This is a genomic window from Parabacteroides caecihominis, from assembly GCF_023656785.1.
Classification (GTDB): Bacteria; Bacteroidota; Bacteroidia; order Bacteroidales; family Tannerellaceae; genus Parabacteroides; species Parabacteroides segnis.
In genome coordinates this window covers 22,225-34,211 of the sequence record NZ_JAMOKS010000012.1, presented here as the reverse complement: position 1 = coordinate 34,211, position 11,987 = coordinate 22,225, and the positions used below count along the sequence as shown (strand labels likewise).

6 protein-coding genes are annotated in these 11,987 nt (G+C 44.4%); 1 reads left to right on the top strand and 5 read right to left on the bottom strand.

Features of this window, described 5'->3' with window-relative positions; translation table 11 throughout:
- Positions 1-5: 5 nt before the first annotated feature.
- Positions 6-1,613 carry an endonuclease/exonuclease/phosphatase family protein gene (locus tag NBH14_RS11715; RefSeq protein ID WP_250817454.1) on the top strand — a complete coding sequence of 536 codons (1,608 nt, stop codon included), beginning with the start codon at positions 6-8 and terminating at the stop codon, positions 1,611-1,613.
- 191 nt (positions 1,614-1,804) lie between these two features.
- On the opposite strand, the gene NBH14_RS11710 is transcribed toward NBH14_RS11715, so the two are convergent.
- The 5 genes from NBH14_RS11710 to NBH14_RS11690 all read right to left on the bottom strand — a co-directional run bounded on the left by NBH14_RS11710 (position 1,805) and on the right by NBH14_RS11690 (position 11,976).
- Complete coding sequence (locus tag NBH14_RS11710) at positions 1,805-5,899, bottom strand: hybrid sensor histidine kinase/response regulator transcription factor (protein WP_186959470.1); 4,095 nt, start codon at positions 5,897-5,899, stop codon at positions 1,805-1,807.
- A gap of 65 nt (positions 5,900-5,964) precedes the next feature.
- The gene (locus NBH14_RS11705) at positions 5,965-7,866 is read right to left on the bottom strand and encodes a heparinase II/III domain-containing protein (RefSeq protein WP_250817452.1); all 1,902 of its coding nucleotides are present in this window, start codon (positions 7,864-7,866) and stop codon (positions 5,965-5,967) included.
- A gap of 24 nt (positions 7,867-7,890) precedes the next feature.
- Positions 7,891-9,828: a heparinase II/III domain-containing protein gene (locus NBH14_RS11700; RefSeq protein ID WP_250817450.1), complete on the bottom strand. Its 1,938-nt coding sequence runs from the start codon at positions 9,826-9,828 to the stop codon at positions 7,891-7,893.
- A gap of 78 nt (positions 9,829-9,906) precedes the next feature.
- On the bottom strand, positions 9,907-10,506 hold the full coding sequence (locus NBH14_RS11695; RefSeq protein WP_186959471.1) for a fasciclin domain-containing protein: 600 nt from the start codon (positions 10,504-10,506) through the stop codon (positions 9,907-9,909).
- Positions 10,507-10,518: 12 nt separating this feature from the next.
- Positions 10,519-11,976 (bottom strand): RagB/SusD family nutrient uptake outer membrane protein, encoded by a 1,458-nt coding sequence (locus NBH14_RS11690; protein WP_186959472.1) that lies wholly within the window; start codon positions 11,974-11,976, stop codon positions 10,519-10,521.
- Between the last annotated feature and the right edge of the window lie 11 nt (positions 11,977-11,987).

Here is an 11,987-nt window from a genome sequence, read left to right as displayed (position 1 = left end):
TATTTATGCTTAACAAACTAATTTCGGGTATATCTCTGATTACCCTCTGTTCTAACATAGTAGCGCAAAGCCCCGGACAGGGGCTGGCCTACTATCAGTCATTCGATGCCCCACAACCGGAAGCGATCCGGATGGCAGAAATTGCGACGCGGGATTCATCTTCCCTTTTTCTGGTACATACATCGTCTTACAGTGAAGGACTGAAAGGGAAAGCCCTCGACCTGACAGATGAAGTCTCTTACCGTATTCCCCTTTCCCTAACGGCAAAAGATTGCCCGTCTTTCGACGACGGCCGTTCTTTTTCCTTGCAGGTTTGGGTTAAAACCAAGCCGGGCGCTCCTTTAGGCACACCGATCATGACAAATGCCACCACCAAGGAACCTACCGGCTGGTGTATCGGCACACAGGAAAACGGTGCCTGGTACCTGAGCCTGAATGACGGGAAAAACAGTTACACCTACCAACCGACAGCACAGCGACAGGCAATCAATGACGGAAAGTGGCACCAACTGACAGTCTCCGTAGACAAGACAAAGGAAGAAGTATGGATGTACCTGGACGGACGCAATGTCGCCATCTATCAGATCGAAGGATTGAAATCACTTGAAAGTAAATTCCGGACGATTATAGGAGGAAGCGACGAAGAGCAAGACTGGGAATGCCGGGGCGAATGGATGGCTTTCAACGGAAAAATCGATGAAGTGAAAATGTGGGACCGCCCGGTCAGCAGCACCGAAGTACGGGAGAGTTACGAGCAGTTCTTTCCTTTATCCCCTCTTTATCCGTCATACAAACCCGACCGGTTAAAAGTACAGGTATGGAATATATGGCACGGAGGACGCCGCTTTGGTAAACAGGTCGGTGTAAACCGCGTCATCGAGGTATTAAAAAGGGAAAATGCGGATGTGATCGGCCTGATCGAGACATATGGTTCCGGAGCAATCATTGCTGATTCCCTGGGGTATTATTTCTATCTGATCAGTTCCAATCTCAGTATCATGAGCCGTTATCCGATAGATGAAACGATCCAACTGTTCCGCTCGTTCAATTCGGGAGGGGCACTCATCCGCATAAGTGAAGAACAACAGATTGCTTTCTACGATATCTGGCTCCATTATCTGCCCGATGTTTCGGACCTGAACAAAGGAAAAGCAGCCGTAAAGAAATATGAAGAAGATGAAGCACAAACCCGCATCCCGGAGATCAGGGAGATTCTGAAACAAATGGCTCCCCGCACTGCCCAATCGGCAGAAACCCCGGTCATATTGGTCGGAGACTTCAACTGCGATTCGCATCTGGACTGGAACGAACAGGCACGTCCCGCCCATCTGGGCGCTTTTGCCAAACTGGAAGTATCCAGACAAGTCCTCAACGAAGGTTTTACGGATAGTTTCCGCCACCTCTATCCGGACGTTCTGCTGAATCAAGGGGCGACCTGGTCTCCTCTCATCAACCTGGGATCCAAAAAACTAAGCTGCCTGCCCCAACGTATCGACTATATCTATTATAAAGGAGACAAACTTATCCCGTATCGTTCGGAAGCTCTCTCCCATCATCCCGTAGGCTGGCCGTCAGACCATGGAAGTGTAGTGACATCATTCTACTTTAAATAAAAGGCAAACTGCAAGTATTGCATATCACTACTGTCTTCTTTTCATATCACAGTTGGATTCCGTTTGTTTCACAGATGGATTTCTTTTGTATCACAGCTGTGATATGAATAGAAGATCAAGGGAAAAACCACTCTACCCCGGAACAAAGTCATTGTATGTCCCAGGCTGCGGGCTAGATCCCAAGGGTAATTTTACTTTCCGGCCTTGTTCTTTTGAATAAATGCAGTAGGGATCATTCCGAACTCATTTTTGAAGATACGGGTGAAGTATGACTGGCTCTCGATACCAATCCGCTCCATCGTTTCACGGATAGACAAGTTTTCCTCTATCAGTAATGTTGCGGCCTTTCGCAGACGGTAACTTCTGATGAACTCGACGATCGATTTATCCGTCAACGATTTGACTTTCGCATAGAGTTTACTCCGGCTCATCGATAACTCGGAGGCAATGTAGCTGACATCCATGTCCGGCTGGTCGATACGGCTCTCGATAATCTCGATCAGACGGCTGATAAATTTATTATCCTGCTGGTTAGCCGCCAGTTCCCGGCTGTCAACGAAATAATTCCGGGCATAATGTTCCTTCAGGTTTTGCTGTTGCCTGAATATATTCTGCACAGTCAATTTCAGAAGTCCGAAATCGACCGGCTTTTCAAAATAAGCATCCGCACCGGAGTCTAACCCTTCCATCTGATTCTCCAATCCTCCTCTGGCTGTCAGCATAATGAACGGTATATGGGAATAGTTCATGTTTTCCTTTATCTCCCTGCATAAAGTGATTCCGTTTTTTACCGGCATCATAATATCACTGATGATAAGGTCGATTTCCATTTCTTCCACTATACCGGATGCTTCCGCTCCATTCCCGGCCTCGACAATTTCAAAAGAAGCACGAAGATGCCCCGCCATCAAACCGCGCAAATCCTCATTATCTTCCACTAAAAGGATTCGTTTCCTGTCTCTCAACAAGAAAGATTCCTGTTTATCTGATTCCTGATTATCGAACCGGAACTCCGGTTCGATAAAATATGACATTGTCATATTTTTCGCTGATGCTTCATTTTCCAACAGTTCCGCAGCATCATACATTTCTTTATCCAGAGGAAACTGCACAAGCATTTCCGTTCCTTTGTTCCGTTCACTATAAATAGAAATAGCTCCTTTATGAAGCAATACCAGGCTTTTTACCAATGCAAGCCCGATTCCGGAACCGATATGAGCCTCCGTATCATCCGAATCGACTTTATAGAAACGTTCAAACACCTGGGCTATAGATTCGGCAGAGATACCGACACCTGTATCCTTGACCAGAATACTGAAAGTCCGGACCAGCTCCGGATTAGATTGTATTTTATAGCTGTTTTTAAAACCGGACCGGAAAGGTTCCTTATCCAACCGGGTCTCGACGACAATATGCCCTCCGTTGCCTGTGTACTTGAAAGCATTGTTCAATAAGTTCATAATTACTTTCTCCATGACCTGTTCATCGAAGTAAACAGACGCAGATAAAGCAGGATCGCACTGAATCGTGTAGTCGATCTCTTTTTGCAAAGCATACTCCTGAAAATCAGAAGCAACCTCCTGAACAAAACGGTTGATGTTGGACGAATGGACCTTCAGCTTCATTTTTCCGTTCTCCACCGTCCTGAAATCCATCAGTTCATTAACCAGATTCAGCAGGCGGCGGGCATTACTGTTCAACAACCGGATATAATGATTGTTCCCGTACTGCTGTTGCATATGCTCGACAGAAGCCATGATAAGAGACAACGGAGTTCGGAAATCATGGGAAATATTTGTAAAGAAGCGCAGTTGAGCCTGATGGTTCTCTTCCTTCTTCTTCATTTCCAGAGAATCCATATAAAGTTCCAGTTTCAGTTTTTTCTGATGATTGTAGTAATATAAAACAGTTCCTCCCAAAGTAAAAAACAGGAAACCGTAAATCGTATACGCCCACCAGCTAAACCAGGGAGCCGGCAACCTTCTGATCCGGATCGTTGTCGGAACATCATTCCATACCCCATCATTATTGGATGCCATCACTTCAAATGTATAACTACCCGAAGGCACTTTGGCATAAGACACGATCCGGCTTGTGGCATCGATCTCTATCCAACGCTGATCGTATCCCACCAGCCTGTATTTAAACCGGTTCTTCTCCGGTATCAGGTAATTATCGGAAGACAACTTAAAACCAAAATTTATCTGGTTATAATCTAAAACGATCTCTTTGGTGGTAGAAATCGACTGGTGTAATGGAGAACCGGTTGAATCGGGTTTTACAATCGCATTGTCTATATAGAAATCGGTAATAATAGCAGTCGGTTTAAATTCACTGAGCAACACTTCTTTCGGATTGATAATTGTAAAGCCGTTAGTTCCGCCAAAATACAATTCACCGTTTTTCCCTTTCATACAGGCTTTCGGATAAAATACGATCCCCTGTATCCCGTCTTTCTTATCAAAACGGAAAAAAGTATTTTTCTCTATATTATATTTAAACAGGCCGTTATCCGTACCCATCCAAAGATCGTTATCATCATCCGTACAAAGACTGTAAATAGTGGATACTTCATAACGCAAAATATCATTGACGGAATAAAACCGGTTATTCTTCACATCATATCTAACCAACCCGCTCCCAACCGTTCCAATCCAAACATTCCCTGTTTCATCCAGACATAACGCCTGTGCCCTGAGGCTGTAGGTCGAATCCGGAGCAATTTTCCTGTACTCTTTAGTTCTGACGTTCATATAGTAGAGTTCCTCGTTATTGACTACCCATAAATCATCGCCTTTCCCCCGGCAAAGATCCGAGATGGAACTATTGTTGTTGTCCCTTTTCGACATATAATGAGTAAAACGGTCCGTAGCAAACGAATAGAAAGAAATACCGGTCGACTGATAGCTGATCCATAGGCCGGAATCAGCTTCCAGGATTATCTTTCTCAAATCGTTGGTCAGCATTCCGTTGTCCGAACGATAATCTTTATTGAATCGTTTAAAAGCCGAAGTTTTGTGAGAAAAGCAATCCAGTCCTCCCCGGTACATGGCAACCCACAGGTTCTGCGACGGGTCGATGAGCAGCGATTTGACATTATCGTAGGTTAGACTGTTTCGCGACGGATTATGGGTATAATACCTGAACTCCCCCGTTTTCTTATTCATTCGGTTGACACCGCCTCCTTCCGTAGCGATCCACAGGGATTCATCATCCTCAGCAAAACCACTTACCACTTTATGGTTCAAACCGTTTTCACGGGGACTGAATGTACGGAAACGGGATGTTTCCTGAAAATTGAGATAACATAAACCACCCGAGTAAGTACCTATCCAGACATTTTTCTGGGCATCTTCTTCTATCGTCCATACCGAGTTGCTGGGCAAAGTAAAAATATCCGATTTTGAATTTGTGAAATGGGAATATTCCTCCGTTTCCGGATTCATGATATATAATCCTCTCTGAGTACCAACCCACACATAACCGTTCTTATCGACATATAAGGTTTTCGACGGAACATATTCGTTATTCAGCGTACAAAAAAAGCTGTAGTGGTTAATAATGGACAAAGTCTGATAATCCAGCTTATACAGCCCATAACTTTCGGTCAGCACCCACAACTCATTTCCATGTTTTTTTATTTCGATAATTGCCTGATTATCCGGAAGCGCACAAATTTGCTCAAAAAGCATTTTATCATAGTCAAACCGGTATATCTCACCATTGGAAGTTCCGGTTATAAGTTCATCCTCATCAGCACACAAGGTTACGGCATTATACAATAAACCTTTTTCCGACTCCATTCCGAAAAAGGTCTTTTTATCCACATCGAAAATGCCCAGGCTGGCACTTATCAGCCAGAGGTTCCCCCGGGAATCCGTTTTAATGTTCATCGCATTCGGCTTGAACATTCTTTTAAAAGAATCGGTAATCTTATCGTAAACGAAAAGCCCTTTATTGGTTGAAACGAACAAATGTCCGCGGGCATCCAGTTCCACATCCCGGAAGTACCATTTATCCGAGGTATCCAGCATTCTGAAATAAGAATAATATCTTTTAAACTGGTAACCGTCAAAACGGAAAAGATCGTTCTCCATAACGATCCAGATAAAGCCGTCGCTATCCTGCTGAATAGACTTTACCCCATCATAATAAAAGCCACCCTCAGGCGACAAGGTGTGGAATTTGTAGTTTTTTATATTCCCCGCCAGAGCCGGCATACTGAAAGACAGGCAAATAAATAGTATCAGCTTGTATAAAGTATGATTTTTTCTGAGTCTAAACATCGTAATCCCTCATTTTGTATAGAAATAAAACTCCCCCAAATATAGGATATTCAGGGGAGAGTTCTTTATTCAGCTTCGAAAAATATACGGATGTAGCCTTTTTTTGACTTTTCATTCAGACGGATTCCGATACGGGAAAACTCAGGACCGTTTTCCTGTATTTTTTCAGGGATAATGGTATATCCTTTCGGAGATGATACTTCTATTTTTACATTGGCTGTATGTTGCTTGCCTGACAGTTTTATTTTATTGTCTCCCTTTTCCTCCCAGTCGGCCAGTGTCGTAACAGCAGATTCAAAAGAGCCGGCCTGATCCAGTTCGAAACGATCTTCTATCAGCAAACTACCTTTTCCGCTACGATCAAACACAAATTTACGGGTATATGATTTCAGATTCGGACAATCGTAAGCACTCGTTAAGTCCAGGACATATTCATCACGGGCAGCCGTAAAATCCGTTCCGATGATTTCTGCCCGGTATTCTTTTCCAGCTCCCTGTAACGCCTGGTCTATCACTGCGACAGGATGGCCGAAAGAGGAAATCGACTTGAATGTATACCGTTTATCCGTCCACATCGCACCGGCATAATGATAAGGACCTCCCGGATCACCCGCCAGTGTCTCATCTCCTATGATAAGAGAATAACTTCCCACATCATTATGATTGTGATGTTCGGCATTATTTCCGCCTTTCAGGGCAACTCCCATCGAATGTGCCGTTGGATTTTCCGGACGACAAATCAACACACCGGCTTTGTCAAAGAACATTCTGACCGGTTGGCTTCCGGCTGTCTTTGCTGCACTTTCAGCATGGCTGGATGTCTGTAAGGCCGTATTCTGGAAAAGTAACATCGCAGTAAAGACTGAAGGCCGGAGCTCCCGGGTATCGATCTGATCGTAAGCAGACAAGCCCAATCCCAGATTATGGTTACAATACCATAAAATCTGCGGAGAGACAGTCGTTCCGATCCGGCAGTCGGCAAAAGCCGGATAAGCCCCGTTGATAATTTCGAAATTGATGCCATACATTGCTATCTTTTTCATCTTCTCACTCTTGAACAAGTCTATGGCGCCTTTGGTGCGCTGATACAACTGTTCCCGTAGAATGATGTAATGCTGGAATCCGTAATTAAAATATCCCAGCCCTTCCGTACAATATCCGTCATCCGTATATCCCAGCACACTGTTCTGTGAATAATATTCGGCAGCGGCAACAAACAGGGCCCGTTCTTTCCTGTCTTTTATAATCCCGACAGCAGCACTGGTAACCCCTGCCAGACAAACGGCATTCCAGTTATTCGTATTATCGAACCAGTTAAAAGTATATCCTTTCCCCGTTTGTAAAGCATCTTTAACCGGATTGAAAGCGCGGGTATACATGGAATCTATCACAGCCTGTCTGACCGGTTCACTGATCTTATCATCCAGGAAATAAAGGGTCTCCGCCAGTTCATGGACAAAAGCAGCCGCCACCAGGTCCACTTCATGTTTTTTCCCATAAAACACATTCAGATACGTATCGTGAGCCGGAAGTATCCAGGAACGATGGGAGATCAGGTCTTTCAGGGTCGATTCTATTTTAGGGACAAAACGTCCTTTATTCTCCATACATTCAGCCCAGACCAACGGTGCCAGACGCGATTTCCGGGCATTCAGCATTTTCTCGCCGGGAGGTCTGACTCCATTCTTCGAAAATTCCAGATAGAGTTCATCATCCCAGGCCGGCATTTCCGTATTCAAGACCTCCTCAGCCTTTTTCAATACAGAAGGATAGTCAATTTTATCTTTGATCTTTTCCCACTCCGCACGGTTGTGATAGGATACGCCAAAACCAGCCGGCTCCTCCTCCAGGTAACCAGCAATTTCATTGATTCGCTGCCGGTTATTCTCTTCAAAAGGGATACTTTTCGGTACTTGCGCTGCCAAAACAAAAGGCAGCAGACAAAAGGTTAAAAGGTATTTTTTCATGGTATACTGTAATTAAAGATTTATTCAAAACAACTGTATTCCGGAGTTTTTCACGTTCGGCTTCTTTTCTCCGGGTATCAGGCAAACATCTACACACTGCCGGGTATTTGCCGGAACTTCAAATTCGAATCCAACAAAGATAGTTCCTTTATTGGAAGCATCATACTCATGGGGAGATTCCGTACTCCAGGTCCTGCTCTTTATCGCAACCGCCCCTTCAGCTTGTATTGTCAGTTTCTTTCCGTCCATGACAAGTACAATGGTATGGTCATCAATGATCTGAGGGGTAGCGACTGTCAGCAGATTCCACCGTATCGAAGCCGCCTTGTCATTTGTCCGGATTTCATCACGGATCAGGACATATTCGTTATCGATAATCCCGGCACCTCTTTTCAGGCTACTGACTTCCGTTCGGTATAAAGACGTAAGATCCATTGAAACAGACATCTGCTCATCCTTCTCTGTAATATTCTCTACCGGGGCATGCCCTGCTATGATCTGTTTCTTTCCATTTACGGTCAATGTATTATGAGCCATATTGTTATAGCGGAACACATCCCAACGGGGAGATTCCTGCGTCATATTCCACAGGTCAATACCTTTCGATTCCAGCGAATGATAATCCTGTGCCCCGAAGTCCATTGCCCACCGGATGCCATCCGACTCCATCACGAAAGAGCCTATATCCATGTGTCCATGACTTTCCTTCGGGGTTCCTCCCTTCACACCCAGGTAAATAGCGTTATCCGATTCCCAGGAAGTCCGCATAATGGCAAGAGCACTTTTACCTTGTCCCGTATACATCCGTTCGACAGGAGTCATGACGTCTTTAAACGAGAGATCCTTACCCCATATAAGCAACATGGGGAGATAACGGTCTTTAGTCAGACTGGGATCTTTTCTGACCTCAAGCGTTTTCAACTTATCCAGTTCTCTCCAGATAAGCGAAGGGGTATTCGTCTTTCCGGCAAACCAATACATAACCGGATTCACGACTGTGGAACTCCCGTTATCGGCAAAGTTAAAACATTGCAGGCTGGCATGCCTGGATTCCGTAACACGTTCCAGCGATTTTGTGACAGCAAGTCCATTCACCGCCCTGGCTGTACCTTCCATATGTTGCATAAAAGAGGCTGTATTCAAAAATCCGGGAGCCTCGCAAAGGCCAAAATCCTTTTTCCAGATCGTTTCCAGCAGATCAATGAACAACACATTATAGGTCGTCCCATAAATCCAGTAACCGTATCCTTCAGGATAGGCCCCGTTATTCACATAAACGGTCATCGGTTTGCGTATCGACTCCAGAGCACGGTTTATCAGAGCAGCAGATTCCTCCGGTTGTTGTTCATACAAGGCCAGTGCTCCAAAAGTAATGCCTCCGTTACAAACCTGGTTCCAGTTGTTATTGCCACCCAGCCAGCCGTTATATTGTTTTTCCAGCGATGGCTTCAGGCCCTTCTCCCTGATTGCTGCGGCAATCTGTTTCCTCGATTTTTCAGACAACCGGGGATATAGCCAGTCATATCCGATCGACACGGCAGAAGTCATCTCCGCCACATCCAGAAAATGACTGGGATTCCAGTCCGACAGACCGGCCATTGCCAGCAACTCTTTTTCCGCCCGCAGAAAATAGGCATCCTCCTGCGTCAGACGAAAAGCATACGACAGATAAAGAATCCTCCGGATAGCTTCACGCGAAGTATGTAAGATTCTGCGCCCTTTCTGGTTACGGGTAAGGACCGGGAGCGAAAGCATCCGGTCGCATTCCTGTATAATCTCGTTGTGCAGGGTTTGCAACAGAGGCTCGGAAGATATCTTATCCTTCAACAGTGTTTCTTCTCCCTTGGTTAAAAGAAGACGGGGGTGCTCCGGAATAACCTCATGCGAAGAGATCCCGGATAATGACTGTGCATGCAAGACTACCGGCAAAAGCAAGGCGATCAATAAGATATACTGTTTCATTTTTTCTCTATTTGGGTAACTGAATAAAAAGAAAGTGTACCGGTCTTGTAGGATATCCGGTACACTTTCCATAATTTGTTATTTCAACTTATACTCCGGATAAGCGTCGACCACATGCATAATGCCATTGGTCGGCTGCAAATTAGAAGTCACTACCGAAACGACCTTTCCCGAATTTACCACTTCATTGATCCGGACTTCAAACTTATTTTGAATATCATTTTTTTGGCTTCTCAAACTAAGATACATCGTTGCCTCCGGATTCATGGTTTCAACTTTTACCGGTGTAGTTGTCAGATCCAGAGAATGATAACGTCCCTTTACAATATATGAATTCAGTAATGTCTTAATATCTTCCACTTTCATTGCCTGCAAACCGGAATAACGATTATCCTTTAGATAACTGGTGAACGCTACGTCATTCAGAATAATAAAAGTACGGTCGTCGGTCTCATATTCCTGCTGGTAACCGGCCAGTGTAATTGCGTCATACAGCAAAGACATATCCATATTTTTACGGCTTTCAATAAAAGCATAGGCCGACATATCCATTGTCAGTTCAACCGGACTGTATTCATATTCAAAATCCTTTTGCAGATCAAGTCCGAACAGGTTACATGAGCTGAATATTGAAGCCATGAAACAACCTGCAATCAGTTGGAATAGTATTTTTTTCATATCTGTATCTTTTTAATAATTACCATTTTGAACCAAATTCGCGTTTTCCAGAATATTATTATAATATACCGGCCAGTAAAGCTGCCATTCATCTGTAAAGCGGGGACATACGTCACCTGTTTGCGCTTCAATGTAATTCTCAAAATAATCGTTCATCACTTTCATCGCCCGGCCTGTACGGATCAGGTCAAACCAACGGCGTCCCTCACCCAACAGTTCCAGTTGCCTTTCCTGAAGGATAGCATCCTCCATAGCCAGGGTCCGGTCCGAAGTATTTGTAAAATCGGCCATCGTCTTCAGTGACAGTCCCGCCCGCTCGCGGATCATATTCAGTAATTCCAACGCTTCTTCCTGTCTCTGCTGCTTATTCAGCGCTTCCGCCCTCAACAATAAAATATCAGCATAACGGTAAAAAGGAACATACTTTTCATTTGCTTCAATCACACGTTCACCCGGTTGCCATTTCCAGATGGAAGCATCGCCATTCGGACTGGATATATGGTTGGATGCATAGACAATCGTAGTATCGATCGTCTGATAACGGCGAAGGTCCATACGATATTCTTCTGTATTCCACAAGTTCTTCACTCCTTCCGAGGGTATCATCTGCGGGGCGGAGGTCCGGCACATCATATAGATAATCCAGTTTTGTTTATTATTCTGGTAAGACCATTTCATTGTCCAGATATTTTCGCTGGTAGTACCGTCTGCACAAACCTGGGCAAATTCAGTCCCTTTGAGAAGCGAATAGCGTTTCAGATCCATCAGTTTTCCGGAGTAAAGAATCGCTTTGTCATAGTCACGCATCCACATGGCGTAATCGGTATAAAGGGCATACAAGGCACCGGGATTGAAACGGAACACATCATCCTGGCCTTCGTCCACTAATTTCACAGCTTCTTCCAGGTCTTTTCCCACCAGGTCCAACACCTGCGACTGAGGAGACTGAGTCGGTTTTTCAACATCAGCCAAAGATAAAGTCGGCTTTTCTACCAACGGGACATTTCCCCATATCCTCGCCAGATTGAAATAACAGAAAGCACGTAAGAAATAAGCTTCAGCCAGATAATTATCCTTCTTAATCGCAGTCAGTCCCTGCACGTCAGGTATATAATGCAAGGCATAATTAACAGTAGAGATAGATTTATACCACACATTCCAATCAGCAGAAACATGAGATGAATTCAGTTTATTGGTATTGGCGGCATAGGTAGGCATACTGCTGGAAACCGTTGTTCCTACAAAGTTATCGGAACGCATCTCAAACCAGGTCATATAATTACCGGCACTGTTCTTATTATAGTTTGTCTGGAAATCCGCATAAACAGAATTCAATGCGGCACGGACATCATTATCAGTCTGCCAGAAAGTGGAAGTTGCAATATCACTCACGGGGTCCACATCCAGAAAATCATTCAGGCAAGAGGTGAACAAAAGAGTCGACAAGAAAACTGCATATATCTTTTTCATCTTCATATACA

What these genes read in the sequence shown, in the direction of transcription:
- NBH14_RS11715 (WP_250817454.1), top strand. Translation starts at nt 6, where the DNA reads ATGCTTAACAAACTAATTTCGGGTATATCTCTGATTACCCTCTGTTCT.
- NBH14_RS11710 (WP_186959470.1), bottom strand. Translation starts at nt 5,899, where the DNA reads ATGTTTAGACTCAGAAAAAATCATACTTTATACAAGCTGATACTATTT.
- NBH14_RS11705 (WP_250817452.1), bottom strand. Translation starts at nt 7,866, where the DNA reads ATGAAAAAATACCTTTTAACCTTTTGTCTGCTGCCTTTTGTTTTGGCA.
- NBH14_RS11700 (WP_250817450.1), bottom strand. Translation starts at nt 9,828, where the DNA reads ATGAAACAGTATATCTTATTGATCGCCTTGCTTTTGCCGGTAGTCTTG.
- NBH14_RS11695 (WP_186959471.1), bottom strand. Translation starts at nt 10,506, where the DNA reads ATGAAAAAAATACTATTCCAACTGATTGCAGGTTGTTTCATGGCTTCA.
- NBH14_RS11690 (WP_186959472.1), bottom strand. Translation starts at nt 11,976, where the DNA reads ATGAAAAAGATATATGCAGTTTTCTTGTCGACTCTTTTGTTCACCTCT.